We start from the raw sequence: 24,234 nt of genomic DNA, 5'->3' as shown, positions 1-24,234 counted from the left end.
TCCCCTTTTCAAGGCGTCCGGCTGTAGGAAATTCCCTTCCTGGCTGTGTGAAAACGGGCGTCGCGCAACTATAGTGCGCGCCCAGGAGGAGCCCACCCGATGAACACCATGCTGTTGCACTGCCGCCCCGGATTCGAGGGGGAGGTCTGTGCCGAGATTTCCGAGCTCGCCGCCCACCTCGATGTGGCCGGCTACGCCAAGGCCAAACCGAACAGTGCCTGTGCCGAGTTCATTTGCACTGAGCCCGGCGGCGCCGAGCGGATGATGCGCAAGCTGCGTTTCAACCAGTTGATCTTCCCGCGCCAGTGGGCTCGTGGCGAGTACGTGGAATTGCCGGAAACCGACCGCATTGGCGTGCTGCTGGAGGCGCTGGCCGACTATCCGGTGTGCGGCAGCCTCTGGCTGGAGGTGCTGGACACCAATGAAGGCAAGGAACTCTCCACTTTCTGCCGCAAGTTCGAAAAACCCCTGCGCGCCGCCTTGACCAAGGCCGGCAAGCTCAAGGACGACCCCAGGCTGCCGCGCCTGCTGCTGACCTTCCGCAGTGGCCGAGAGGCGTTCGTCGGTCTGGCTGAGTCGAACAACTCGGCGCTTTGGCCCATGGGTATCCCGCGCTTGAAGTTTCCCCGCGAGGCACCTAGCCGTTCCACCCTCAAACTGGAGGAGGCCTGGCACCACTTCATTCCGCGGGCGGACTGGGACAAGCGCCTGGCACCGGGGATGACCGCCGTGGACCTGGGCGCCGCGCCGGGCGGCTGGACCTGGCAACTGGTGCAGCGGGAGATCAAGGTCACCGCCGTCGACAACGGCCCGATGGCCGAGAGCCTGATGTACTCCGGCTTCGTCGAGCACCAGCGCGCCGACGGTTTCACCTTCAAGCCGCGCCGGCCGGTGAACTGGATGGTCTGCGACATCGTCGAGAAGCCCGCGCGTACAGCCGCGCTGATCGAAACCTGGCTGGGCGAGGGCTGGTGCCAGGAAGCGGTGGTCAACCTCAAGTTGCCGATGAAGCAGCGCCATGCCGAGGTGCAGAAGCTGCTGGCGCGTATCGACACAGGGCTGAAGGCCAGGGGGCTGAAGGTCTCCATCGCCTGCAAGCAGCTCTATCACGACCGTGAGGAAGTGACTTGCCACCTGCGCAGGTTGTAAGCAGCTAGCCGTGAGATAGGGTGTGCCGTGTGTGCACCGCTCTTGGTGCGCATAGCACACCCTGGGATCAGGCAGATGCCGAATCCCGGTGCTTTGTGTGAGACTCCGGCCCCGCATCACAGCGACATCCGTTCCACCCAGTAGCTCTGCTTGTGCCCCCGCGCCTGGTACTCCGCCATCAGGCGCTCGGCTTCGTCGCGGGTCAGCCGATCCCGCAGGACGAACACGTTTCCGTTGTCATCCAAGCGCTTGACGCACCAGTAGTGCTCAGGGGAATCCGACATCGCGTGCCCTCTGGAAAACCCCATGCTGCGCCGTATTTCACTGGCTGGCGAGCGGTGCTTCGAGCGGCAGCAGCGACGGCAGGCTGACCTGGCCCTTGAGTGTCGTCGAACGTGGATTCCAGGAGCTGTTGAACAGGTACTGGCCACTGAATCCGCTGACCTGCAGGCCCAGCTCGTCTCCGGGCTGGAGCAGGGCGCTGGCGGCGGCCAGGTCCACCTGGCGGGCATTCAGCGGCGTGCTCTGCTCACTGAGCACCTCGATGCCGCCATTGGCGCGGCGTACGGCCAGCGAGGCGAACAGCAGTGGCGCACTCTGATCACGATCCAACTCAAGGCGCGTGCTGCCGACCAGGCCGCTGGCAGCTTCGACCTTGCGCAAGGGGATGAAGCTGGACGGGCTCAGCCAGCCGCTCGTAAGCGGGCGGACGCGGGTTTCCGGCAGGGGCTGGGGCGCATCGTCCTGGGGCGGCTGCTGCAACGCCAAGCCGTGGTCCAGATCGAGGCTGAGACAGAGGTCAGGCACACTGTCGGCGGCGCCGGGCCGGCCGCGCAGCTTGTCTTCATACCAGGCGACCACCGCCTGGTAGAGGTTGATGGCGCGGTCGCCACAATGCAGTACCGGCTCGTTGTTGAAGGGTGGCAGGCCGCTCCAGCGTTGCAGCGGCGGCGGCAGGATGTGCCCACCCTGCATGCCCAGCAGACGGACGTCGGCATCGCCCTGATCGAGGCAATCGCGGATGGCCATGCCCTGGTCGAGGGGGAAGAGGGTATCGCGCAGGCCCTGGATCAGCAGCGCGTCCGCATGGGGCCGTTGCCCGCGCTGGCAGTAGCTGGCGAGGCTGTGGGCCTTGAGTTCGGTCTGTACTTGCGGCGTCATCTTGCCGCCCGCGCTTTTCAGGTAGGACGCCTGGGTGAACTTGCCCAGGTCATAGCCAGTGGCGAGCCCCAGGCCCAGCAACACGCCGGTCCAGCCCACTTTCATGCGCCCGCCCGGTGCCAACGCCTCGGACAGGTCGTACCAGGTGGCAATGGGCACGATGGCATCGATGCGCGGGTCTTCGGCGGAGGCCAGCAACTGAACGGCGCCGCCGTAGCTCTCGCCGAGCATGCCGACGCGCGGATCGCCAGTGCCGTCCATGGTCAGGCGCGGCAGGTGTTCGCCGGCCCAATCGATCACCGCCAGGGCGTCCTGTACTTCATAGCGCGGGTCCATCATTTCGATATCACCTTCGCTGCCGCCCCAGCCGCGCTGGTCGTAGCTGATGACCCAGAAGCCGGCACGCCAGGCCTTGAGCGCGGCACGCCCGGACATCATCTGCTGGCCGTAGAAGCCGTCCGGGCCGGTCACCCGCCAACCGCCCCAGCCGTGGGTGTGGACCACCAATGGCGCCTGTTCGCCGGGCCTTAGCGCCGGCTGGAAGACGGTGGCGGAAAGCCGGGTGCCGTCTCGCGCTGTGATCACCGTTTCGAAGTGGGTGGCGGGCAGTTCCTGGTTGGCGAGAGCGCTGTAGTCAGGCAACTGTTCGCGGGCGGCGCAGCCACCGAGCAGGAGGAGGGCGAGGACCAGGTTGGCGAGTCGCATTGGGGGGTCGCTGACAGGGATGATCCGTGCAGCATGCCCGAGTGCGGCGGTCGATCGTGCCCATCCAAGGTTGTGCGCCGCTGTGGCCGGACGTCGCAGCGAGGGCGACAAGGCTGTGCGTCTACCAGGCTTTGCGCCACAATAGCCGGCAGTTTTCGGAGTGCCCCATGTCCCAACAGCCTGATGCCATCCTCGACGCCACCGGCCTGAATTGCCCAGAGCCGGTGATGATGCTCCACAACAAGGTGCGCGACCTGCCGGCCGGCGGTCTCCTAAAGGTCATCGCCACCGATCCCTCCACGCGCCGCGACATCCCCAAGTTCTGCGTCTTCCTGGGCCACGAACTGCTGGACCAGTCGGAGGAGGCGGGCACCTACTTCTACTGGATTCGCAAGAAGGCCGACTGATGTCCTTCTACTTCGCCTATGGCTCGAACATGAACCCGGCGCGCATGCGCAGCCGTGGCCTGGTATTCAGCGAGGCGATGGCGGGGCGGCTGGAGGGTTACGCGCTGTGCTTCGACAAGCGTGCCCACGACCGCCCCGGCCGCTCCTACGCCAACATCCGCTACCAGCGGGACGGCGTGGTGGAAGGTGTGCTCTATCGCCTGGCCCATGAAGACGAGATCTGGAAGATGGACCCCTTCGAGGGCACACCCATCCTCTATAGCCGGGAGCGCATGCCGGTGATGACCGCGCAGGGCGTGCAGCCGGCCTGGGTCTATGTCGCCAACCCGGCCATGCGCGAGGAAGGGCTGTGGCCCACCCGTAGCTACCTGGAGCACCTGTTGGCCGGTCGTGAGTTCCTTTCTCGAGCCTATTGGGACTCCCTGGTAGCGGTGCCCGCCCACGCAGATGAATGAAGCACAGACTTCGCCAATGAAAAGGGTCGCATCCAGCGGCCCTTTTCCGTTACATCCTGATTCTTGCCCGCGAGCTGCGCGCCAGGCGCACGCTGAGCAGCACCGCGGCACAGGTCAGGCCCACCACCAGGCCCTGCCAGAGCCCCTTGGGGCCGCTCGGTTCGCCCAGCCAGTTGGAGAGGCCCAGCGCGTAGCCCACCGGCAAGCCGATGCCCCAGTAGGCGAAGAGGGTGATGATCATGGTCGCGCGGGTGTCCTGGTAGCCACGCAATGCGCCTGCGGCGGCGACCTGGATGGCGTCGGAGAACTGGAACAGCGCGGAATAGACAATCAGCATGGCCGCTACGGCGATCACCGCAGGATCCGGCGAGTACATCTTCGCGATCAGTTCACGGCACACCAGCATCAGACTCGCGGACAGGCAGGCATAGGCCAGCGCCACGCCTATGCCGACGCCGGCCGCGAAGCGCGCTGCACGGGGTTCGCCACGCCCGAGGGCCTGGCCGACGCGCACGGTGACGGCCATCGCCAGTGCGTAGGGGATCATGAACACCAGCGCGCTGAAGTTCAGGGCGATCTGGTGACCGGCGACCACCGTGGCACCAAGGCCGCCGATCAGCAGGGCGATCACGGCGAAGATGCTCGACTCGGCGAATACGGCGATGCCAATGGGCCCGCCCACCGAGAGCAGGCGCTTGATCACCGGCAGTTGCGGCTTGTCGAAGCGTTCGAACAACCGGCTCGGCTGGTAGACCGGAGCGCGGGACACCCAGCTCAGCATGCCCAGCAGCATGAACCACATCACCGTACCGCTCGCCCAGCCGCAGCCGACGCCGCCCATGGCGGGCATGCCCAGGTGGCCGTAGATCAGGATGTAGTTCAGCGGAATGTTCAGCAGAAGGCCGCAGATGCCCAGCACCATGCTCGGCCGGGTGCGGCCCAGGCCATCGCTGAAGCAACGCAGCACATAGTAGAGAGCCACGGCGGGGAAGCCGAAAGCGATGCCCTGCAGGTAGCCCATGGCCGGGGCGATGAGCTCGGGGTCGACGCCCATCAGTTGCAATACCGGCCGTGCATTGAGCAGTACCAGCGCGCCGGTCAGGCCCACGACCAGGGCAAGCCACAGGGCTTGGCGCACCAGCGGACCGGTCTCCTCCTGCCGGTTTCCGCCGAAGCGCTCGGCCACCTTGGCGGTGGTGGCCAGCAGGGTTCCGGTCATCAGCAGGAATACCGGAATCCAGATGGAGTTGCCGAGCGCGACGGCGGCCAGGTCGCGCGGGCTCACGCGGCCGGCCATCACGGCGTCGACGAATCCCATGGCGGTGTTGGAGAGCTGGGCGATCATGATGGGCGTTGCCAGCCTGAGCAGCGCGCGCAGCTCCGCGCTGGCGCGGCTGAAACGGGATTGAGCGTGGGACACTGAAAGTTCCATATCGATAAGTCATCCTCCGGGCGTACCGGTGGTGTCCATGCAAAAGTGGCTGAAAGGAATTCGGGGCGTTGCCTGGTCGCGACGGGCTCGCGACGGTGCACAGTCCCCGCCTTTGCAGAAGAGGCTGCCGGCGGAACGGGACGTGGAGGCTGAGGGATGGCTAGTCTACGCCCTGACGCAATGGTCAGAAAAGAGGTCGGCAGGCCAGTGATGCGGGCGCCCGACGGGGGGATTGCGTAGAATGGCGGTCTCTCTGCTGGAGCCTGCCATGCGAATAGTTGCCGACGAAAACATTCCCCTGGTCGATGCCTTCTTCGGCGGCCTGGGCGACATCCGCCGCCTGCCGGGCCGCGCCATCGACGCTGCCGCCGTGGCCGACGCCGACCTGCTGCTGGTGCGCTCGGTGACCCGTGTCGATAGCACCCTCCTGGCTGGTACGCCGGTGCGCTTCGTCGGCACCTGCACCATCGGCACCGACCACCTCGATCTCGAATACTTCGCGCGGGCCGGCATCGGCTGGTCCAGTGCGCCCGGCTGCAACGCGCGCGGCGTGGTGGATTATGTGCTGGGCAGCCTGCTGGTGCTGGCCGAGGACGAGGGCGTGGACCTTGCCTCGCGCACCTTCGGTGTAGTGGGCGCCGGCCAGGTGGGTGGACGCCTGGTGGACGTGCTGAGGGGGCTCGGCTGGCGGGTGCTGGTCTGCGATCCGCCGCGCCAGGCGGTCGAGGGGGGCGATTTCGTCGACCTGGAAACCATCATCCGCGAGTGCGACGCCATCAGCCTGCACACACCACTGGACGCCGGTGGTGAGCATCCGACCTATCACCTGCTGGACACCGGTCGCCTGGAACGTCTGCGGCCGGGCGCCTGGCTGCTCAATGCGAGCCGTGGCGCGGTGGTGGACAACCAGGCCCTGCGCGCGGTGCTGGAGCGTCGCTCAGACCTGCGTGCGGTGCTGGATGTGTGGGAGGGCGAACCCCAGGCGGACGTGGCGCTGGCTCAGCTGTGCCGCATCGCCACGCCGCACATCGCTGGCTACAGCCTGGACGGCAAGCTGCGTGGTACCGCGCAGGTCTATCAGGCCTGGTGCCGCTTCAGCGGGCAGGCGGAAAGCGTGCGATTGGATGAGTTGCTGCCCGCGCCCTGGCTGGATGAGCTGACCCTGGATGCCGGCACCGACCCGAACTGGGCCCTGGCGACGCTGTGCCGCGCGGTGTATGACCCGCGCCGCGACGATGCGGATTTCCGCCGTAGCCTGGCGGGGGATGAAGGCCAGCGTCGCGCTGCCTTCGATGTCCTGCGCAAGCACTATCCGGTGCGGCGGGAAATCGACGGTCTGCGGGTGCGTTTGAAGGGGGATGCGCCCAGCCTGGCGGGAGTCGTCCGGGCGCTGGGGGCCGAACTGGTGTAGGAAACGGCCCGGGATTGCCCCGGGCCTTGGCATATCAGGCCTGTCTCAGCTCGGATTCCAGTTGCTTGTGCAGCTCCTGGCAGGCGCGCTGGATCATGGTCTCGGTAATCGGAATCTCACGGCCCTGGGCATCGATGATCGCGCCGCCAACCGGGCGGCGTTGCTGCAGCGGAATTACGCGGCGATCGGAAGTGCTGTCGTGCAAGCTCATGGCCTGTCTCCTCTTCAGGTGGTGCGCGCAGTCTAGGAAGGGTAGATGAACACGCAGTGACAGCCGGCGTCGGCAGTACGCCGGAAAAACGAAAGACCAGGAAACACTAGCAGCGAATGTGCCAACCGCTAGCGTCCTGGTCCTGACGGATGGACCCCCTGCGCGGGGCGAGAGTTCAGTTCGAGGTAAGCATGTCCTTGTTCCATATGGGCCTGATCATCAACCCGCTGGCCGGCCTGGGTGGCCCCGCTGCGCTCAAGGGCAGTGACGGTGTCGCCGCACAAGCTCTTGCCAGAGGCGCCGAGCCCCGGGCCGCGGCGCGCACCCGGCAGGCGCTGGAATGCCTGTTGCCGCTCGTCGGGCGCATCCAGTTCCTGACTTTCCCCGGCCCCATGGGCGCCGACCTGCTAACGGAGATGGGCTTTGCCCACCGGGTGCTGGGGCACCTCGACGGTCCGCTGACGTGCGCCGATGACACCCGTCATGCCGTCGAGGCCCTGCAGGACGCCGGTGTCGCCCTGATTCTCTTCTCCGGTGGCGATGGCACTGCGCGGGATGTCAGTTCCGCCGTGCGCGAAGGGCAGCCGGTACTGGGAATTCCCGCCGGGGTGAAGATCCACTCCGGGGTTTATGCCATCAGTCCGCGCGCCGCCGGCGAGCTGGCGCGACGTCTGGTGGACGGTGGGCTGGTGCGCCTGGCCAGTGGCGAGGTTCGTGACCTGGACGAAACCGCCTTGCGCGACGGCAAGGTAGCGGCGCGCTGGTACGGCGAGCTGACGGTCCCCGTGGAAGGCCACTTCATGCAGCACGTCAAACAAGGCGGCATGGAGTCGGAAGAGCTGGTGCTGGTGGATCTGGCTGACTGGTTGAACGACAGCTGGGAAGAGAGCGTGCGTTATGTGTTCGGCCCCGGCTCCACGCTCCATGGGCTGGCGGCCAACCTGGGGCTGGAAACCACGCTGCTCGGGGTCGATGTGATCGAGAACGGCGCAGTGATCGCCCGTGACGTGACCGAGTCCCAGCTCTTCGAACTGGTGGACGGCCACCCGGCGCGATTACTGGTCACCACCATCGGCGGCCAAGGCCACATCATTGGCCGCGGCAACCAGCAGATCAGCCCGCGGGTGTTGCGTGCCATTGGGCTGGACCACATTCGGGTAGTGGCCACCAAACGCAAGCTGGGCACCCTGGAAGGCCGGCCACTGCTGGTGGACAGTGGTGACCCGGTCCTGGATGACGCCTTCCCCGACGCGGTGCGGGTCTGGGCCGGCTACAAGGAAGAACTGCTCTATCCCCTGGGCTGGGGCGACCTGGGCTGAGGCTGTTCACCCGCTTGCGGGGAGATCGGCTACCATCGACGACAATTTCCCGAGGTTGCAGGAGCATCGCGATGGATGCCGAGCAATACCCGCCCTGTGTCCGGCCCGGAGAGTGCGTCGTTCTCTTCGATGGGGTGTGCAAGCTCTGCAATGGCTGGGCGAAGTTCCTGATCCGCCACGACCGGGCACGGACCATCAAGCTCGCCTCGGTGCAGTCGGTGGAAGGGCAGGCGATCCTGCGCTGGTTTGGCTTGCCTACCGACAGCTTCGCGACCCTGCTCTATGTCGAGGGGGCCGAGCTGTCCGTCCGCTCCGAGGCAATCGCACGAATCCTGCGTCAGTTGCCGGCCCCCTGGCCGCTGCTGGCGATCTTCCGTTTCCTGCCGCTGGGGTTGCGCGACTGGTGCTATGACCGTGTCGCGTTGAATCGCTACCGACTCTTCGGCCGATATGACGCCTGCCTGCTGCCGTCCCCCGACCATGAGGGGCGCTTCCTGAATGCCGATCGCTGAGCGGCGTCGATTCGCCTTGCTGGCCCGCTGGGGGTTGGCGTTGCTGTTTCTCTACCACGGCCTTGTGCCCAAGCTGCTCTGGCTGAGCGCAGACGAGAAGCTGATGATCGCGGCCCACGGGTTGGCCCACGTCGAGTTGGTGGCGACCCTCGCCGGGCTGGCGGAGATCATCATGGCGCTGATCCTGCTCGCGGTTCGTCAGTCGCGCTGGCCGCTCGTTGTGTCCGCAGTGCTGCTGGCGGGGTTGTTGCTGGACGTAGCGCTGTTCACGCCGGGTCTGCTGATCCAGGCCTTCAATCCCCTGTCCACCAACCTGGTGGCGCTGTGCCTCTGCCTGGTGGGGTGGTGGGCGGAAGCTCCGGCGCGAGGTGGACAATCCGCTGGCATAGCTGACTGAGTCCTTCGATGGCATTTCTCCTTTCTTCACGGCAGCGCAATGCGCTGCGCATGGCTGCGCGCTTCGTCGCGCCCTATCGCTGGCGGGTGATGGGTGCCCTGCTGGCGCTGCTGTTCACCGCCGCCATTACCCTGTCGATGGGGCAGGGCATCCGCTTGCTGGTGGACCAGGGGCTGGCTACCCAGTCCGAGGCGTCGCTGCGGCACTCGATCATGCTGTTCTTCGGTCTGGTGCTGGCCCTGGCGCTGGGAACCTTCACGCGCTTCTACCTGGTCTCGTGGATTGGCGAGCGCTTCGTGGCGGATATCCGCAAGCGCGTGTTTGACCATCTGATCCAGCTGCATCCGGGTTTCTACGAAAGCAATCGTGCGTCGGAAATCCAGTCCAGGCTCACCGCCGACACCACCTTATTGCAGTCGGTGATCGGTTCGTCGCTGTCCATGGCATTGCGCAACGGCATCATGCTGGTGGGCGGCATCGGCCTGCTATTCGTCACCAACCCGAAACTGACCGGCATCGTCCTGCTGGCGCTGCCGCTGGTGCTGGCGCCCATCCTCCTCTTCGGCCGGCGGGTGCGGCGTCTCTCGCGGCAAAGCCAGGACCGTATCGCCGACGTCGGCAGCTACGTTGGGGAAACCCTGGGGCAGATCAAGACGGTGCAGGCCTACAACCACCAGGCGCAGGACCGCCAGCGCTTCGCCCGTACGGTGGAGGGGGCCTTCGACACCGCACGCCGGCGTATCACCCAGCGTGCCTGGCTGATCACCCTGGTGATCCTGCTGGTGCTGGGCGCGGTGGGCGTGATGCTCTGGGTCGGCGGCACGGATGTGATCGCCGGGCGCATATCTCCCGGCGACCTGGCGGCCTTCGTCTTCTACAGCCTGATCGTGGGCGCGGCGTTCGGCGCCATCAGCGAGGTGATTGGCGAGCTGCAGAGCGCCGCCGGTGCCGCGGAGCGAATTGCCGAGTTGCTGCAGGCGCGAAACGACATTCATGCCCCGGCGCAGGGGCAGGTGTCGCTGCCTGAGCGGGTCAGCGGTCGCATCGAGCTGGACGCAGTGCGCTTCGCCTATCCCGGACGGCCGGAAGTGAATGCGCTGGACGGAGTCAGCCTGGACGTTCGCCCCGGCGAGACACTGGCGCTGGTGGGGCCTTCCGGTGCCGGCAAGTCGACGGTCTTCGAGCTGTTGCTGCGCTTTTTCGATCCCCAGGGCGGAAGCATCCGGGTGGAGGGCGTGGAACTGAAACAGTTGGAACCGGCCGACCTGCGCCGCTGCTTTGCGCTGGTTTCGCAAAATCCTGCGCTGTTCTACGGCAGTGTCGAGGACAACATCCGATACGGTCGTCCCGGAGCCAGTGACACCGAGGTCGAAGCGGCCGCCCGCGCCGCCCATGCCCACGAGTTCATCACCCGCCTGCCACAGGGGTACCAGACCCATCTGGGAGAGGGTGGCATCGGTCTCTCCGGCGGCCAGCGACAGCGCCTGGCCATCGCGCGTGCATTGCTGGTGGACGCGCCCATCCTGCTGCTGGACGAAGCGACCAGCGCTCTGGATGCGGAAAGCGAGCACCTGATCCAGCAGGCCCTGCCGGCACTGATGAGCGGACGCACAACGCTGGTGATCGCCCACCGCCTGGCCACGGTGCAGAACGCCGACCGCATCGCGGTGATGGAGCGGGGCAGGGTGGTGGCAATCGGTCGCCACGCGCAGCTGGTGGCCAGCAGTCCACTCTATGCGCGGCTGGCGGAACTGCAGTTCGCGACCCAGGTGGGAGACGAAGTGGAGTAGGGAGCGTCGAAATTGCGGGCAAGAAAAAAGGGGATGCCAATGGCATCCCCTTTCTCATTCAGGACTGGCTTCAGACGACCGGTTTGGTCTCGTCCTTGGCTTCGTCCTTCTCTTCTTCCTCAGCCTTGGTCTCGGCTTCGGCCGGCGCTTGGGCTTCGGTCGCTTCGGCTGCTACTTGCTCAGACTGTTCGGCTGGAGCTTCCACAGCTTGTTCAACGGCTTCCTCGACCTTCTGCTCGGCAGCGACCACTTCCTCTTCCACACCCGCTACGGCGTGGGCGGCAGCGGATACCGGCTCGGCGGCAACTACGGCATCAACGGCTTGGGCGGCGGACGCTTCGGCTTCCTTGGCCAGACGCTCGGCTTCGCGCTGACGACGACGTACTTCACGCGGGTCGTTGGCGGCGCGGCCGCTGCTGGACGGCGCTTGAGCAGCTTCCTGGGGCTGAGGTACGGCAACCGGAGCTTCTTCCGCGGGAGCTGCGACAGGCGCTTCTGCCACGACTTCGGCGGGTGCTGCTTCCACGGCCTGGGGAGCTTCCACCACGGTCGGGGCCTGCTCTACTACCGGCACCTGTTCGTCAACCGGGGCGGCTTCAACGGCCTCGGCAACCACGGCTTCTGCGGCAGGTGCTTCAACGACAGCTTCGGCATCCGGGGTTTCCACCTGGGTCGGAGCTTCAGTGCTGGCTTGGGCAACCACTTCAGCGGCAACAACAGTGGCAGCGGCTACGGAAGCGGCCTGGACGGCGTCGGCAGGAGCGGCCTGTTCGGCACCTTCCTCATCCGCGCCCAGCTCTTCACCATTGGCTTCGCGCTGACGCTCGCGACGGTTGCTGCGACGGCGCTGGCCACGGGAGCGACGACGGGGACGCTCGCCATCGGCACCTTCCTGATCGTCGTCCTGCAGCAGTTCTTCGTTGTTCAGCAGTTCTTCGTCGACCACTTCCGCCTGGGCCACTTCGGCGCGCGGCTGGCGCTCCTCTCGGGGCTGACGGTCTTCACGCGGCTGACGTTCTTCGCGGGCCGGACGCTCGGCTCGCTCACCACGCTCACGACGACCTTCCTGACCTTCGCGCGCTTCGCGGGCTTCACGCGGCTGACGCTCTTCACGCGGCTGGCGTTCCTCGCGGGGTTGACGCTCCTCACGGGGCTGGCGCTCTTCGCGCGGCTCGCGTGCCAGGCGTTCCTCGCGGGGCTGACGCTCTTCACGCGGCTGGCGCTCTTCGCGGGCTGGACGTTCAGTGCGTTCGCCGCGTTCGCGACGAGCTTCCTGGCCTTCACGGGCTTCGCGCGGCTGGCGCTCTTCGCGCGGCTTGCGATCTTCCTCGCGACGGCCTTCACGACCTTCACGGGCTTCACGGCCGTCACGACGGCGGTTCTGCTGACGGCCGTTGCGACGCTCGTCACCGCGCGGCTGGCGCTCGGCCGCAGGCTTCTCGGCTTCGACCTTGGGCTCTTCCTTGCCGGCGAACAGACCCACCAGGGACTTCACCAGGCCTTTGAACAGGCTCGGCTCCGGAGCCGGTGCCGGCGGTGCCAGCGGGGCCGCTGGAGTCGGGGCCGGGGCCGGACGCTCGGGGGATACGGTCTTCACCGCGGCTTCCTGGCGTACCAGGGTGCGGGTGGAGCTGACCGGCTGAGCTTCTTCAACCTCGGCGGGGGTCATTTCGTAGCTGGACTGGTTGCTCTGCACTTCCGGGCTGTCGTCGCGCAGGCGCTGGACTTCGAAATGCGGGGTTTCCAGGTGGTCGTTCGGCAGGATGACGATGCGCGACCGGGTGCGCAGCTCGATCTTGGTGATGCTGTTGCGCTTCTCGTTGAGCAGGAAGGCGGCAACCGGGATCGGCACCTGGGCACGTACTTCGGCGGTGCGGTCCTTGAGGGCTTCTTCCTCGATCAGACGCAGGATGGCCAGCGACAGGGATTCGACATCACGGATGATGCCCTGGCCGTCGCAACGGGGGCAGACGATGCCGCTGGTCTCACCCAGGGACGGGCGCAGGCGCTGACGGGACATTTCCAGCAGGCCGAAGCGGGAGATACGGCCGATCTGCACGCGGGCGCGGTCGGCTTCCAGGGCTTCGCGGACTTTCTCTTCCACGGCGCGCTGGTTCTTGGCCGGGGTCATGTCGATGAAGTCGATGACGATCAGGCCGCCGATGTCACGCAGGCGCAACTGGCGGGCGATTTCCTCGGCCGCTTCCAGGTTGGTCTGCAGGGCGGTTTCTTCGATGTCGCCGCCCTTGGTCGCACGCGCCGAGTTGATGTCGATGGACACCAGGGCTTCGGTCGGGTCGATGACGATGGAGCCGCCGGACGGCAGCTTCACTTCGCGCTGGAAGGCGGTTTCGATCTGGCTTTCGATCTGGAAGCGATTGAACAGCGGGACGCTGTCCTGGTAGAGCTTGATCTTGCTCTGGTACTGCGGCATCACCTGGCGAATGAAGCTCAGGGCTTCTTCGTGGGCTTCGACGCTGTCGACCAGTACTTCGCCGATGTCTTGGCGCAGGTAGTCGCGGATGGCGCGGATGATGACGTTGCTTTCCTGGTAGATCAGGAACGGGGCGCCACGCTCACCGGAGGCTTCCTTGATGGCGCTCCAGAGTTGCAGCAGGTAGTCCAGGTCCCACTGCAGCTCTTCGCTGGAGCGGCCGAGACCGGCGGTGCGGACGATCAGGCCCATGTCGGCCGGGGCGTTGAGGCCGTTCAGCGCTTCGCGGAGTTCGTTCCGCTCTTCGCCTTCAATGCGGCGGGAGATGCCGCCGGCGCGGGGATTGTTGGGCATCAGCACCAGGTAGCGACCGGCGAGGCTGATGAAGGTGGTCAGGGCTGCGCCCTTGTTGCCGCGCTCTTCTTTCTCGACCTGGACGATGACTTCCTGGCCTTCGCTGAGCACTTCCTTGATGTTGATGCGGCCTTCAGGGGACTTCTTGAAGTATTCGCGGGAGATTTCTTTCAGGGGCAGGAAGCCGTGGCGCTCAGCGCCGAAGTCGACGAAGGCGGCCTCAAGGCTGGGCTCGATGCGAGTGATTCGGCCTTTGTAGATGTTGGCTTTCTTCTGCTCGCGGGCACCCGATTCGATATCCAGGTCATACAGGCGTTGGCCGTCGACCAGAGCAACACGCAACTCTTCGGGCTGAGTCGCGTTAATCAGCATTCTTTTCATGTGGTACCAATAGGTTTCCGGGCTACCGGAAACGGCGATTGGCGCACACGACTCTCGCGGTCGGTGTCAGGTGCGTGTCAGGGATGGAGAGCCACCCCAGTGTCCAGCGAGCTCCAGCCAAAGGGGCCGGAATCGCGACTACGTCTCCTGCTTGCTGTGTCGTGACAGAAGCACTTGTTCAGGAGGAGGAATCAACGGTCGGTAGCGGACGAAATGAAGCGTCTTGAAACTACGCAGTCCGACGGTTATGCATCTCCACCCTACACTTATCCCTTGAAAATCGGGTGCCGCTCGCTGAATCCGTAGCGGGTTGCATTTACCGCAATCTCCCGTTGGAAGGGGTGATTACGCGTCATGGCTCAAGGCTTTGATTTCGGAAAATTCGCGGCCATTGCGGCGAATTTTCTGTCGGACGGCCTTACGTCCTGAAAGGGTTGCAGCGGTTGGGGTGGCAGATATGGCGAACACCCCGAAACCAGGCCGCTTTTGGCGGCGTTCGCGACTATAGCAGTAATCATTAAGTGCTTCAAATCCATAAAAAATTGTTATGATGCGCAGATGAATACTCCCGCCTCTCCAACCTCCAGCGTCCAGCTGCTTGAGGTTGCGCCGGAATATGCCGGTCAACGAATCGATAATTTCCTACGCACCCAGCTGAAAGGTGCGCCCAAGACATTGATTTATCGCATCCTTCGCAAGGGCGAAGTTCGCGTGAACAAGGGGCGCATCAAGCCTGAATACAAGCTTCAGGCCGGCGATGTGGTGCGGGTTCCGCCGCTGCGCCTGTCCGAGCCGGATGAGCCGGCTCCGGTTGCCCAGGGGATGCTCGAGCGGCTGGAGGCTGCGATCGTTTACGAGGACAAGGCGCTGATCGTGCTGAACAAGCCAGCCGGCATCGCGGTTCACGGTGGTAGCGGGCTCAGTTTCGGTGTGATCGAGGCCTTCCGTCAGTTGCGTCCCGAAGCCAAGGATCTGGAGCTGGTGCATCGCCTGGATCGCGATACCTCCGGTCTGCTGATGATCGCCAAGAAGCGCAGCATGCTGCGTCATCTTCACGAGGCGCTGCGTGGCGATGGTGTCGACAAGCGTTACCTCGCGCTGGTGCGTGGTAGTTGGCCGACCTCGAAGAAGAAGGTCAGTGCGCCGTTGTTGAAGAACAACCTGCGCTCCGGCGAGCGGATGGTCGAGGTGAATCCCGAGGGCAAGGAGGCGCTGACCGAGTTCCGCGTCGTGCGTCGTTTTGGCGAGTTCGCCACGCTGGTGGAAGCCAGTCCGATCACCGGGCGTACCCATCAGATTCGTGTGCACGCCAAGCACGCCGGTCACTCCATTGCCGGCGACCCCAAGTACGGAGATGAGGATTTCACCCGCGAAATTCGCGACCTGGGTGGCAAGCGCCTGTTCCTGCACGCGCATTCGCTGGCGATCAGTCTTCCCGATGGCGGCGAGCTGAAGCTGGAGGCTCCGGTTGATGAGATGTGGCTGAAAACCCTGGAGCGTCTCGGTGCCTGATTATCAGCTGCTTATCTTTGATTGGGACGGCACGCTGGTTGACTCCATTGCCCGTATCGTCGAATCCATGCGTGTGGCAGCTGAGGTGTCCGGGCTGCCGTGGCGCGATGATGCCGCAATCAAGGGCATCATCGGGCTCGGCTTGCCCGAAGCGATTGCCACGCTTTATCCGGAGCTTGAGGATTCGCGTTGCATCGATGCGTTCCGCAGGCGTTACGGTGAGCACTACGGTGCCCTGGAGTCCCAACCTTCGCCTCTTTTCGAAGGGGTGGCAGAGGCGCTGGAGGCGTTTCGCGAGGAGGGCTATCGTCTGGCGGTGGCCACCGGCAAGAGTCGTCGCGGCCTCGATCAGGTGCTGGCGGGTCGCGGATGGCTGGACTATTTCGACGTTACTCGTTGCGCTGACGAAACCGCGAGCAAGCCTGATCCGCGCATGTTGCAGGAAATCCTGGCGCATTGCGGGGTCGTGGCGGAGCGGGCTTTGATGGTGGGGGATTCGCCTTTCGATCTGCGTATGGCGCATCGGGCTGGTATGGATTCCGTGGCGGTGGGCTATGGTGCCCAGCCGCTTGCGGAGTTGCTCAAGGAGTCGCCAAAGCTGGCGATCGAGCGTTTCGAGGAACTGCGACACTGGCTGGGCGCTGATCTGAGCCGGCAATCCCGAGAGGTGGAGACCTATGTCTGACGAATGGAAAGAACCGGCTGCGGACAAGACTGAAGAGAAGAGCTGGAAGCTGCTGGAGAAAGCGGTTCTGGCGGGTGTTCAGGAGCAGCGTCGTGCCCGTCGCTGGGGTATTTTCTTCAAGCTTCTGACCTTTATTTATCTGTTTGTCGCCCTGGTGATGCTGTCGCCGGCCTTCGATCTGCAGAAAAGCGCGGCGCGCGGCCAGGAGCACACCGCTCTGGTGGAAATTCGCGGCATGATCGCCGACGAAGAAGCGGCCAGTGCTGACAATATCGTGACCAGTCTGCGCGCGGCCTTCGAGGATCCGAAGACCAGGGGCGTGGTGCTGCGCATCAATAGTCCGGGGGGTAGTCCGGTGCAGTCCGGCTACGTCTATGACGAGATTCGCCGGCTGCGCGAAGCGCACAAGGACATCAAGGTTTATGCCGTGATCGCCGACCTGGGGGCATCTGGTGCCTACTACATCGCCAGTGCGGCAGACGAGATATATGCCGATAAGGCCAGCCTTGTCGGTTCCATTGGCGTCACCGCGGCGAGCTTCGGTTTCGTCGATGCGATGGGCAAGTTGGGTGTCGAGCGCCGTGTCTATACCTCGGGCGAGCACAAGGCCTTCCTGGATCCGTTCCAGCCGCAGAAGCAGGAGGAAACCGAATTCTGGCAAAACGTCCTGAACACCACGCACCAGCAGTTCATCGAGAGTGTTAAGAAGGGGCGCGGCGATCGGCTCAAGGTCGATGGTCATCCCGAACTGTTCAGTGGTCTGGTCTGGTCCGGTGAGCAGGCGCTGCAGTTGGGGTTGGTGGATAAGCTCGGCAATACCAGCTTCGTTGCCCGTGAGGTCATCGGTGCGAAGGAAATCGTCGACTACACCGTCCAGGAGTCTCCCTTCGATCGCTTCTCGAAGAAGTTCGGTGCCAGCGTGGCTGAGCGTCTCGCGTTGTGGATGGGGTTCCAGGGGCCGAGCCTGCGTTGAGGCTGGCGGTTGTCCCAATGAAGAAAGCCCGGCCAGTGCCGGGCTTTCCTTTATATAGGGATCAGGGGATCTGCACACCCTCGGCGAGCAGCATGTCGACCAGGCGAATCAGGGGGAGGCCGACCAGGCTGGTGGCGTCTGTGCCTTCGGTGGTGCGGAACAGGCTCACGCCAAGGCCTTCTGCCTTGAAGCTGCCGGCGCAGTCGTAGGGTTGTTCCGCTTTCAGATAGCGGCTGATGCGTGCTTCGTCCAGGTCGCGGAAGTGCACGGTGAATGGCACGCAATCGACCTGGTGCTGTCCGGTTTCGCTGTTCAGCAGTGCGAGTCCGGTCAGGAAGCTGACGCTGGTGCCGCTTGCGGCCAGCAATTGGTTGCGGGCGCGATCGAAGCTGTGCGGCTTGCCGAGGATCTGTTCGCCCAGCACGGCGACCTGGTCGGAGCCGATGATCAGATGATTGGGGTGCTGGTCGGCTAGGGCGCGAGCCTTCTCCAGGGCGAGGCGGCGCACCAGCTGTTCGGCGGATTCCTCGGGGTGGCGGCTTTCGTCGATGGCCGGAGCGCTCCAGGTGAAGGGGAGGCGCAGGCGTTCGAGCAGTTCGCGGCGATAGGGGGAGCTGGATGCGAGCACCAGGGGCAGCATTGGCGATCTCCGGGCTTGTGGGGTGGGGGATTCTATAGATGCGCTCCGGCTGCGGACAATGCGGAAATTCCTTTGACAGGGGAGGGGGGCGTCCCTAGAATGTCGCGCCTATGTTGAATGGGCCGATTCCACCTCATGTAGATCCGCGCAAGTTGGCGGACCGCGAAGTCACTCTAGAGGGTGAGATCGCGCTCGCCAGCCTGGAGCGACTCTGCGACCCCCTTGCGGACAATGCAGGCAGCATTCATGTGCGCCTGTCGTTTGGCCGTGATGAGCGTCGTGCTGTGGTCATCCACAGTCGGATCGACGTTGAGGTCAAGATGGTTTGCCAGCGTTGTCTAGAGCTGGTCGCCCTGAACATCCACAGCGAATGTGATTACGCCGTGGTGAGGGAAGGGGCTGACAGTCAGTCGCTGCCGAAGGGCTATGACGTGCTGGAAGTGGGAGAGGATCCGCTGGATCTGATGACTCTGGTCGAGGATGAGCTGTTGCTCGCCCTCCCCATAGTTCCGGCCCATGACCCTGAAGATTGCCAGCAGCCGGCGGGTCTCGATGAGCCCGAGCCGAGCGAGGACGAGGTTTCGCGGTCCAACCCGTTCAGCGTACTGGCGCAGTTAAAGCGTGACCCAAACGTTTAGGAGTTAATTGATTATGGCTGTTCAGCAGAACAAAAAATCCCGCTCGGCACGCGACATGCGTCGTTCCCACGACGCCCTCGAAGCCAACGCACTGTCCGTAGAGAAGAGCACCGGTGAAGTTCACCTGCGCCACCACGTTTCTCCGGACGGTTTCTACCGCGGTCGCAAAGTGGTCGACAAGGGCGCTGCCGAGTAATCCTTGGCTGCCTCGATCATCGCGATTGATGCAATGGGCGGGGACTACGGTCCCCGCTGCATTGTTCCAGCCAGCGTCGCCTGTCTGGCTGAATTCCCCTCGCTTCACCTGGTCCTCGTCGGCCAAGCTCCTCTTCTCGAAGAACTAGTCGCCCGCATTCCAGCGGTTGATCGCCAGCGCCTGCAAATCGAGCATGCCAGCGAAGTGATCGCCATGGATGAGCGCCCGGCGCAAGCCTTGCGTGGCAAGCCGGATGCTTCGATGCGCGTCGCGCTCGAATTGGTGCGAAACGGTCGTGCCCAGGCCTGCGTCAGTGCTGGCAATACTGGCGCCTTGATGGCGCTTTCCCGCTATGTCCTGAAGACCTTGCCCGGCATCGATCGTCCGGCAATGGTCAGTGCTATTCCCACGGCTCGTGGCCATTGCCACCTGCTGGATCTGGGGGCTAACGTCGATTGCAGTGCCGAGCATCTCTATCAGTTCGCCGTGATGGGAGCGGTCGCTGCCGAAGCCTTGGGCACTGCTCGTCCGAGGGTTGCGCTTCTGAATGTCGGTACTGAAGACATCAAGGGCAACCAGCAGGTCAAGTTGGCGGCGAACTTGCTGCAGCAAGCCGAGGGTCTCAACTACATCGGCTACATCGAGGGCGACGGTCTTTACCGTGGTGATGCAGATGTGGTGGTGTGTGACGGTTTCGTCGGCAACATCCTGCTGAAGTCCAGCGAGGGGTTGGCTTCGATGATTTCCTCGCGCATGGAGGCCTTGTTCAACGAGAGCCTCGGCGCTCGCATAGTGGGTGTGCTGGCGCTGCCGTTGTTGCGCCGCCTGCGTACCGAATTGACGCCCGCGCGCCACAATGGAGCCAGCTTCCTCGGGTTGCAGGGTATCGTCATCAAGAGCCACGGCTCGGCTGGTTCGGATGGTTTCCAGAGTGCCATTCGTCGCGCGCTGATCGAGGTTCGCGAGAATCTGCCGCAGCGTCTTCACGGTCGTCTGGAGCATCTGTTGCTGTAGGATGTGACCGCTACCGGCAGCCTGTCATCCAACTGTCAGTTTCCTGCGCTTGGCTATGCCGGGCGTCAATCTCCCTATACCGCCAGATAAGGGACCTCACTCAATGTCCGCATCCCTCGCTTTCGTTTTTCCCGGTCAGGGTTCCCAGTCTCTGGGCATGCTGGCCGAGCAGGGGGGCCAGCAAAAGCTGGTCCTGGATACCTTCGCCGAAGCCTCCGAGGCGCTCGGTTATGACCTCTGGGCACTGACCCAGCAAGGTCCGGAAGAGCAGCTCAATCAGACCGACAAGACCCAGCCCGCCATCCTCGCCGCCTCTATCGCCCTGTGGCGCCTGTGGCTGGCTGAAGGCGGTGCGCGTCCGGCCTACGTCGCGGGTCATAGCCTGGGCGAATACTCCGCCCTGGTGGCTGCCGGCAGCCTGGGCTTCGCCGATGCGGTGAAGCTGGTGGAGCGTCGTGGTCAACTGATGCAGCAGGCCGTACCGGCAGGGCAGGGTGGCATGGCTGCCATTCTCGGCCTGGAAGATGCCGATGTGCTGGCCGCCTGCGCCGAGGCCGCTCAGGGTGAAGTCGTTAGTGCCGTGAACTTCAACGCACCTGGCCAGGTGGTGATCGCTGGTGCCGCTGCCGCGGTCGAGCGTGCCATCGAGGCTTGCAAGGCTCGTGGCGCCAAGCGCGCCATGCCGCTGCCGGTGAGTGTTCCGTCCCACTGCGCGCTGATGAAGCCCGCCGCCGAGCGCTTCGCCGAATCGGTCGAAGCCCTGGCCTGGCAGGCTCCGCAGATTCCGCTGGTGCAGAACGTCAGCGCTGCAGTGGTCGCCGATCTTGCCGAGCTCAAGCGCGACCTGCTGGCCCAGCTGTACAGCCCGGTTCGCTGGGTAGAGTCGATGGTTAGCCTGTCCGAGCGTGGCGTTACCGACCTGGTCGAGTGCGGCCCGGGCAAAGTGCTGTCCGGCCTGAACAAGCGCTGCGTGAAGGGTGTCAACACCCACAACCTGGATACCCCTGATGCTTTCGCAGCCGCCCGTGCTGCGCTGGCCTGAACAAGGAGAAGACCTATGAGTCTGCAAGGTAAGGTGGCATTGGTCACCGGTGCGAGCCGCGGCATTGGCCAGGCTATCGCCCTCGAGCTGGGCCGTCAGGGCGCCGTGGTAATCGGCACTGCGACCTCCTCTTCCGGTGCCGAGCGCATCGCCGAGTTCCTCAAGGAAAACGGCATCGAAGGTGCCGGTCTGGTACTCGACGTCAGCAGTGACGAATCGGTCGCCAGCACCCTGGAACACATTCAGCAGCACCTTGGTCAGCCGCTGATCGTGGTGAACAACGCCGGCATCACTCGCGACAACCTGATGCTGCGCATGAAAGACGACGAATGGTTCGACGTCATCAACACCAACCTCAACAGCCTGTACCGCCTGTCCAAGGCCGTCCTGCGCGGCATGACCAAGGCTCGCTGGGGTCGCATCATCAACATCGGTTCGGTGGTGGGTGCCATGGGTAACGCCGGCCAGACCAACTACGCAGCAGCCAAGGCTGGCCTGGAAGGTTTCAGCCGTGCCCTGGCCCGCGAAGTCGGCTCCCGCGCCATCACCGTCAACTCGGTGGCTCCGGGCTTCATCGACACCGACATGACCCGCGAACTGCCAGAAGCTCAGCGCGATGCGCTGCTCACCCAGATTCCCCTGGGGCGTCTGGGCCAGGCCGAAGAGATCGCCAAGGTGGTTGGATTCCTCGCTTCCGACGGCGCTGCCTACGTCACCGGCGCCACCATTCCGGTGAACGGCGGCATGTACATGAGCTGAATGTGACGAATTCCTTCAGGAAGCTGTCATATGCCCTGTCTAGAATTCGCTATAAGAGTGCAGTCGGGTTATAGACATTTCGTTGCGGCGATCCTGAAAGGGTTCAGGCGTTCAGCTTGAAATGCGGAAAACCCTTTCTATACACTGCAGCCCCAGCTGCACGGATTTTTCCATAGGAGTGAAAACAAGGTATGAGCACCATCGAAGAACGCGTCAAGAAAATCGTCGCCGAGCAACTGGGCGTCAAAGAAGACGAAGTCACCAACAGCGCTTCCTTCGTTGAAGACCTGGGCGCCGACTCCCTTGACACCGTTGAGCTGGTGATGGCTCTGGAAGAGGAATTCGAGACCGAAATCCCGGACGAGCAAGCCGAGAAGATCACCACCGTTCAGGAAGCCATCGACTACATCAACGCTCACGCGCAGTAATGTAGTCGTCGGTTACCCGACGCGGAAAAGCCGCACGACCCGATTGGGCGTGCGGCTTTTCTTTAGCCGATTGTTGAAAAACCACGGATTGCGCGTTACCTGCCGGGCTTTTCAACAGTCTGTTAATCCGAATCAACCGCCGTGTAGAGATTGAAGAAGGAGATCGCTGTGTCGCGTAGACGCGTCGTGGTCACTGGCCTTGGCATGCTGTCGCCGCTGGGTACCGATGTATCGAGCAGCTGGCAGGGAATTCTGGCTGGCCGTAGTGGCATTGGCCTGATCGAGCATATGGACCTGTCCGCCTATTCCACCCGTTTCGGTGGTTCGGTGAAGGGGTTCAATGTCGAGGAGTATCTGTCGGCCAAGGAAGCGCGCAAGCTCGACCTGTTCATCCAGTACGGCCTCGCAGCGAGCTTCCAGGCCGTTCGCGACTCCGGTCTCGAGGTCACCGACGCCAATCGCGAGCGCATCGGCGTGGCCATGGGCTCCGGCATCGGCGGCCTGACCAACATCGAGAACAACTGCAAATCCCTGCACGAGCAGGGACCGCGCCGGATCTCACCGTTCTTCGTTCCGGGTTCGATCATCAACATGGTGTCCGGCTTCCTGTCGATCCACCTGGGTATCCAGGGGCCGAACTACGCCATCGCCACCGCGTGCACCACCGGCACCCACTGCATCGGCATGGCGGCTCGCAACATCGCCTATGGCGAAGCGGACGTCATGGTCGCCGGTGGTTCCGAGATGGCCGCCTGCGGCCTCGGCCTCGGTGGTTTCGGCGCAGCTCGTGCGCTGTCGACCCGCAATGACGATCCGACTCGCGCCAGCCGTCCATGGGACAAGGGGCGTGATGGTTTCGTGCTGTCCGACGGCGCCGGTGCCCTGGTGCTGGAAGAGCTCGAACACGCCAAGGCTCGTGGCGCAACCATCTATGCCGAGCTCATCGGTTTCGGCATGAGTGGCGACGCCTACCACATGACTTCCCCGCCGGAAGATGGCGCCGGTGCCGCCCGTTGCATGAGCAATGCCCTGCGCGATGCCGGCCTGAACGCCGACCAGGTGCAATACGTCAACGCCCACGGAACCTCCACTCCGGCCGGTGACGTGGCTGAAGCCATGGCGCTCAAGTCGGTGTTCGGCGATCACGCCTACAAGCTCGCAGTCAGTTCCACCAAGTCCATGACCGGCCACCTGCTGGGTGCGGCGGGCGCGGTGGAGGCGATCTTCAGCGTGCTGGCCCTGCGCGACCAGGTAGCGCCGCCCACCATCAACCTGGAGGAGCCGGACGAAGGCTGCGATCTCGACTTCGTACCTCACGAAGCGCGTTCCATGCCGATGGATATCGTGCTGTCCAACTCCTTCGGCTTCGGTGGCACCAACGGTTCCCTGGTATTCCGTCGGTTCGTAGGCTGATGCCAAACTGGGTCGACGGTCACCCGGCCGAGTCGCTTTCCATCAAGGATCGCGGCCTGGCCTACGGCGATGGGCTTTTCGAGACCATCGCCGTGCGTGCCGGACGGCCCCCGCTTCTCGAGTACCACATGGCGCGTCTGGCCGAAGGTTGCCAGCGCCTCGGGATTCCACTGGATCTCCAACTGATGCGCACGGAGCTGCTGGCCTTTTCAGCCGGGCTGGGTGAGGGCGTCGCCAAGTTGATGATCACCCGCGGCGAAGGTTTGCGCGGCTATGCGCCACCACCTGTCGCCTTGCCTCGACGCATCCTGCAGAGCAGTCCGTTCCCGGTTTATCCGCAAGTCAATGGAGTCGAGGGCGTCCAGCTCTTTCCCTGTGTGACTCGTCTTGCCGAGCAGCCCTTGCTTGCCGGTCTCAAGCACCTGAATCGACTGGAGCAGGTGCTGGCCCGGAACGAGTGGCAGGGCAGCGAGTTTGCCGAGGGCCTGATGCGTGACCAGTCCGGTCGCGTAATCGAAGGTGTTTTCAGCAACCTGTTCATCGTGCATGAGGGCGCGCTGATCACCGCCGACCTCTCGCGCTGCGGCGTCGCCGGTGTGATGCGAGCGGCCCTGCTCGACAGCGCCAGGGCCCAAGGCCTGAAGGTCGAAGTGCGCGACATCCCCTTCGAGGATTTCCTCCAGGCCGACGAGGTGTTCCTCTGCAACAGCCTGTTCGGTGTCTGGCCGGTGCGTTCTGTAACAGGCCATCACTGGCCGGTCGGGCCGCTGACCCGTAAACTTCAGGCCATCGCCCGCGATCTACTGGACATCTGAT

26 protein-coding genes are annotated in these 24,234 nt (G+C 64.2%); 19 read left to right on the top strand and 7 right to left on the bottom strand.

Going from position 1 to position 24,234, the window contains the following annotated elements; translation table 11 throughout:
• Positions 1-99: 99 nt before the first annotated feature.
• A complete protein-coding gene (rlmM, locus tag FXN65_RS18710; RefSeq protein WP_151135178.1) occupies positions 100-1,149 on the top strand; it encodes a 23S rRNA (cytidine(2498)-2'-O)-methyltransferase RlmM in 1,050 nt (349 codons plus the stop codon).
• A gap of 116 nt (positions 1,150-1,265) precedes the next feature.
• Here the strand turns inward: rlmM and FXN65_RS27990 are convergent, their stop codons facing one another.
• Positions 1,266-1,433 carry a hypothetical protein gene (locus tag FXN65_RS27990; RefSeq protein ID WP_178119360.1) on the bottom strand — a complete coding sequence of 56 codons (168 nt, stop codon included), beginning with the start codon at positions 1,431-1,433 and terminating at the stop codon, positions 1,266-1,268.
• A gap of 37 nt (positions 1,434-1,470) precedes the next feature.
• The gene (locus tag FXN65_RS18705) at positions 1,471-3,015 is read right to left on the bottom strand and encodes an alpha/beta hydrolase (RefSeq protein ID WP_151135176.1); all 1,545 of its coding nucleotides are present in this window, start codon (positions 3,013-3,015) and stop codon (positions 1,471-1,473) included.
• Positions 3,016-3,182: 167 nt separating this feature from the next.
• Between FXN65_RS18705 and tusA the strand changes: the two genes are divergently transcribed.
• On the top strand, positions 3,183-3,422 hold the full coding sequence (gene tusA, locus FXN65_RS18700) for a sulfurtransferase TusA (protein WP_028630883.1): 240 nt from the start codon (positions 3,183-3,185) through the stop codon (positions 3,420-3,422).
• Positions 3,422-3,877, top strand: a complete 456-nt coding sequence (locus FXN65_RS18695) for a gamma-glutamylcyclotransferase family protein (protein WP_151135174.1) — start codon at positions 3,422-3,424, stop codon at positions 3,875-3,877. Before tusA ends, FXN65_RS18695 begins: the two co-directional genes overlap by 1 nt.
• Before the next feature lie 49 nt (positions 3,878-3,926).
• On the opposite strand, the gene FXN65_RS18690 is transcribed toward FXN65_RS18695, so the two are convergent.
• On the bottom strand, positions 3,927-5,309 hold the full coding sequence (locus tag FXN65_RS18690) for an MATE family efflux transporter (protein ID WP_151135172.1): 1,383 nt from the start codon (positions 5,307-5,309) through the stop codon (positions 3,927-3,929).
• A gap of 268 nt (positions 5,310-5,577) precedes the next feature.
• On the opposite strand from FXN65_RS18690, the gene pdxB reads away from it, so the two are divergent.
• Entirely contained in the window at positions 5,578-6,720 is a 1,143-nt protein-coding gene (gene pdxB / locus FXN65_RS18685) for a 4-phosphoerythronate dehydrogenase PdxB (protein ID WP_151135169.1), read from the top strand.
• A gap of 34 nt (positions 6,721-6,754) precedes the next feature.
• Here the strand turns inward: pdxB and FXN65_RS27985 are convergent, their stop codons facing one another.
• On the bottom strand, positions 6,755-6,931 hold the full coding sequence (locus tag FXN65_RS27985; RefSeq protein ID WP_178119359.1) for a PA1571 family protein: 177 nt from the start codon (positions 6,929-6,931) through the stop codon (positions 6,755-6,757).
• Between the two features lie 191 nt (positions 6,932-7,122).
• Between FXN65_RS27985 and FXN65_RS18680 the strand changes: the two genes are divergently transcribed.
• The 4 genes from FXN65_RS18680 (at position 7,123) to FXN65_RS18665 (ending at position 10,949) form a co-directional block, all read left to right on the top strand.
• A complete protein-coding gene (locus tag FXN65_RS18680; protein WP_151135167.1) occupies positions 7,123-8,250 on the top strand; it encodes an ATP-NAD kinase family protein in 1,128 nt (375 codons plus the stop codon).
• Positions 8,251-8,321: 71 nt separating this feature from the next.
• A complete protein-coding gene (locus FXN65_RS18675; protein ID WP_151135165.1) occupies positions 8,322-8,762 on the top strand; it encodes a thiol-disulfide oxidoreductase DCC family protein in 441 nt (146 codons plus the stop codon).
• Entirely contained in the window at positions 8,749-9,159 is a 411-nt protein-coding gene (locus FXN65_RS18670; protein WP_178119358.1) for a DoxX-like family protein, read from the top strand. Before FXN65_RS18675 ends, FXN65_RS18670 begins: the two co-directional genes overlap by 14 nt.
• A gap of 8 nt (positions 9,160-9,167) precedes the next feature.
• Positions 9,168-10,949: an ABC transporter transmembrane domain-containing protein gene (locus FXN65_RS18665; RefSeq protein WP_151135163.1), complete on the top strand. Its 1,782-nt coding sequence runs from the start codon at positions 9,168-9,170 to the stop codon at positions 10,947-10,949.
• Between the two features lie 70 nt (positions 10,950-11,019).
• On the opposite strand, the gene rne is transcribed toward FXN65_RS18665, so the two are convergent.
• Positions 11,020-14,118: a ribonuclease E gene (gene rne / locus FXN65_RS18660; RefSeq protein WP_151135161.1), complete on the bottom strand. Its 3,099-nt coding sequence runs from the start codon at positions 14,116-14,118 to the stop codon at positions 11,020-11,022.
• Positions 14,119-14,463: 345 nt separating this feature from the next.
• A complete protein-coding gene (locus FXN65_RS27980) occupies positions 14,464-14,745 on the bottom strand; it encodes a hypothetical protein (protein ID WP_178119252.1) in 282 nt (93 codons plus the stop codon).
• On the opposite strand from FXN65_RS27980, the gene rluC reads away from it, so the two are divergent.
• Genes rluC through sppA form a run of 3 tightly spaced genes read left to right on the top strand, consistent with a single transcriptional unit; the run spans position 14,677 to position 17,288 of the window.
• Complete coding sequence (gene rluC / locus FXN65_RS18655; RefSeq protein ID WP_151138872.1) at positions 14,677-15,630, top strand: 23S rRNA pseudouridine(955/2504/2580) synthase RluC; 954 nt, start codon at positions 14,677-14,679, stop codon at positions 15,628-15,630. The genes FXN65_RS27980 and rluC overlap by 69 nt on opposite strands.
• Positions 15,623-16,315 carry an HAD-IA family hydrolase gene (locus tag FXN65_RS18650; protein WP_151135159.1) on the top strand — a complete coding sequence of 231 codons (693 nt, stop codon included), beginning with the start codon at positions 15,623-15,625 and terminating at the stop codon, positions 16,313-16,315. The genes rluC and FXN65_RS18650 overlap by 8 nt, the downstream gene beginning before the upstream one ends.
• Entirely contained in the window at positions 16,308-17,288 is a 981-nt protein-coding gene (gene sppA / locus FXN65_RS18645; RefSeq protein ID WP_151135157.1) for a signal peptide peptidase SppA, read from the top strand. The genes FXN65_RS18650 and sppA overlap by 8 nt, the downstream gene beginning before the upstream one ends.
• Before the next feature lie 61 nt (positions 17,289-17,349).
• Here the strand turns inward: sppA and FXN65_RS18640 are convergent, their stop codons facing one another.
• Entirely contained in the window at positions 17,350-17,928 is a 579-nt protein-coding gene (locus tag FXN65_RS18640; protein ID WP_151135155.1) for a Maf family protein, read from the bottom strand.
• A 110-nt stretch (positions 17,929-18,038) separates the two neighbouring features.
• Here FXN65_RS18640 and FXN65_RS18635 point away from each other — a divergent pair, with 110 nt between their 5' ends.
• From FXN65_RS18635 to pabC, 8 genes are all read left to right on the top strand, one after another.
• Complete coding sequence (locus tag FXN65_RS18635) at positions 18,039-18,566, top strand: YceD family protein (protein WP_151135153.1); 528 nt, start codon at positions 18,039-18,041, stop codon at positions 18,564-18,566.
• A 13-nt stretch (positions 18,567-18,579) separates the two neighbouring features.
• A complete protein-coding gene (gene rpmF, locus FXN65_RS18630; RefSeq protein ID WP_069084611.1) occupies positions 18,580-18,762 on the top strand; it encodes a 50S ribosomal protein L32 in 183 nt (60 codons plus the stop codon).
• A 3-nt stretch (positions 18,763-18,765) separates the two neighbouring features.
• A complete protein-coding gene (plsX, locus tag FXN65_RS18625) occupies positions 18,766-19,776 on the top strand; it encodes a phosphate acyltransferase PlsX (protein WP_151135151.1) in 1,011 nt (336 codons plus the stop codon).
• Positions 19,777-19,879: 103 nt separating this feature from the next.
• Entirely contained in the window at positions 19,880-20,818 is a 939-nt protein-coding gene (gene fabD, locus FXN65_RS18620; protein WP_151135149.1) for an ACP S-malonyltransferase, read from the top strand.
• A gap of 15 nt (positions 20,819-20,833) precedes the next feature.
• Complete coding sequence (gene fabG, locus FXN65_RS18615; protein ID WP_151135147.1) at positions 20,834-21,577, top strand: 3-oxoacyl-ACP reductase FabG; 744 nt, start codon at positions 20,834-20,836, stop codon at positions 21,575-21,577.
• A gap of 191 nt (positions 21,578-21,768) precedes the next feature.
• Entirely contained in the window at positions 21,769-22,005 is a 237-nt protein-coding gene (acpP, locus tag FXN65_RS18610; RefSeq protein ID WP_016493661.1) for an acyl carrier protein, read from the top strand.
• 168 nt (positions 22,006-22,173) lie between these two features.
• Positions 22,174-23,418 (top strand): beta-ketoacyl-ACP synthase II, encoded by a 1,245-nt coding sequence (fabF, locus tag FXN65_RS18605; RefSeq protein WP_151135145.1) that lies wholly within the window; start codon positions 22,174-22,176, stop codon positions 23,416-23,418.
• Positions 23,418-24,233 carry an aminodeoxychorismate lyase gene (gene pabC / locus FXN65_RS18600; protein ID WP_151135143.1) on the top strand — a complete coding sequence of 272 codons (816 nt, stop codon included), beginning with the start codon at positions 23,418-23,420 and terminating at the stop codon, positions 24,231-24,233. The genes fabF and pabC overlap by 1 nt, the downstream gene beginning before the upstream one ends.
• The last annotated feature ends 1 nt before the right edge of the window (position 24,234 follow it).

Origin of the sequence: Pseudomonas lalkuanensis (assembly GCF_008807375.1) — a bacterium.
Taxonomy (GTDB): domain Bacteria; phylum Pseudomonadota; class Gammaproteobacteria; order Pseudomonadales; family Pseudomonadaceae; genus Metapseudomonas; species Metapseudomonas lalkuanensis.
This window is presented reverse-complemented; position numbering and strand designations above follow the sequence as displayed.

Excerpts from the sequence above, each read along its gene's own strand:
- rlmM (WP_151135178.1), top strand. The coding sequence starts at position 100 with ATGAACACCATGCTGTTGCACTGCCGCCCCGGATTCGAGGGGGAGGTC.
- FXN65_RS27990 (WP_178119360.1), bottom strand. The coding sequence starts at position 1,433 with ATGTCGGATTCCCCTGAGCACTACTGGTGCGTCAAGCGCTTGGATGAC.
- FXN65_RS18705 (WP_151135176.1), bottom strand. The coding sequence starts at position 3,015 with ATGCGACTCGCCAACCTGGTCCTCGCCCTCCTCCTGCTCGGTGGCTGC.
- tusA (WP_028630883.1), top strand. The coding sequence starts at position 3,183 with ATGTCCCAACAGCCTGATGCCATCCTCGACGCCACCGGCCTGAATTGC.
- FXN65_RS18695 (WP_151135174.1), top strand. The coding sequence starts at position 3,422 with ATGTCCTTCTACTTCGCCTATGGCTCGAACATGAACCCGGCGCGCATG.
- FXN65_RS18690 (WP_151135172.1), bottom strand. The coding sequence starts at position 5,309 with ATGGAACTTTCAGTGTCCCACGCTCAATCCCGTTTCAGCCGCGCCAGC.
- pdxB (WP_151135169.1), top strand. The coding sequence starts at position 5,578 with ATGCGAATAGTTGCCGACGAAAACATTCCCCTGGTCGATGCCTTCTTC.
- FXN65_RS27985 (WP_178119359.1), bottom strand. The coding sequence starts at position 6,931 with ATGAGCTTGCACGACAGCACTTCCGATCGCCGCGTAATTCCGCTGCAG.
- FXN65_RS18680 (WP_151135167.1), top strand. The coding sequence starts at position 7,123 with ATGTCCTTGTTCCATATGGGCCTGATCATCAACCCGCTGGCCGGCCTG.
- FXN65_RS18675 (WP_151135165.1), top strand. The coding sequence starts at position 8,322 with ATGGATGCCGAGCAATACCCGCCCTGTGTCCGGCCCGGAGAGTGCGTC.
- FXN65_RS18670 (WP_178119358.1), top strand. The coding sequence starts at position 8,749 with ATGCCGATCGCTGAGCGGCGTCGATTCGCCTTGCTGGCCCGCTGGGGG.
- FXN65_RS18665 (WP_151135163.1), top strand. The coding sequence starts at position 9,168 with ATGGCATTTCTCCTTTCTTCACGGCAGCGCAATGCGCTGCGCATGGCT.
- rne (WP_151135161.1), bottom strand. The coding sequence starts at position 14,118 with ATGAAAAGAATGCTGATTAACGCGACTCAGCCCGAAGAGTTGCGTGTT.
- rluC (WP_151138872.1), top strand. The coding sequence starts at position 14,677 with ATGAATACTCCCGCCTCTCCAACCTCCAGCGTCCAGCTGCTTGAGGTT.
- sppA (WP_151135157.1), top strand. The coding sequence starts at position 16,308 with ATGTCTGACGAATGGAAAGAACCGGCTGCGGACAAGACTGAAGAGAAG.
- FXN65_RS18640 (WP_151135155.1), bottom strand. The coding sequence starts at position 17,928 with ATGCTGCCCCTGGTGCTCGCATCCAGCTCCCCCTATCGCCGCGAACTG.
- FXN65_RS18635 (WP_151135153.1), top strand. The coding sequence starts at position 18,039 with ATGTTGAATGGGCCGATTCCACCTCATGTAGATCCGCGCAAGTTGGCG.
- rpmF (WP_069084611.1), top strand. The coding sequence starts at position 18,580 with ATGGCTGTTCAGCAGAACAAAAAATCCCGCTCGGCACGCGACATGCGT.
- fabD (WP_151135149.1), top strand. The coding sequence starts at position 19,880 with ATGTCCGCATCCCTCGCTTTCGTTTTTCCCGGTCAGGGTTCCCAGTCT.
- fabG (WP_151135147.1), top strand. The coding sequence starts at position 20,834 with ATGAGTCTGCAAGGTAAGGTGGCATTGGTCACCGGTGCGAGCCGCGGC.
- acpP (WP_016493661.1), top strand. The coding sequence starts at position 21,769 with ATGAGCACCATCGAAGAACGCGTCAAGAAAATCGTCGCCGAGCAACTG.
- pabC (WP_151135143.1), top strand. The coding sequence starts at position 23,418 with ATGCCAAACTGGGTCGACGGTCACCCGGCCGAGTCGCTTTCCATCAAG.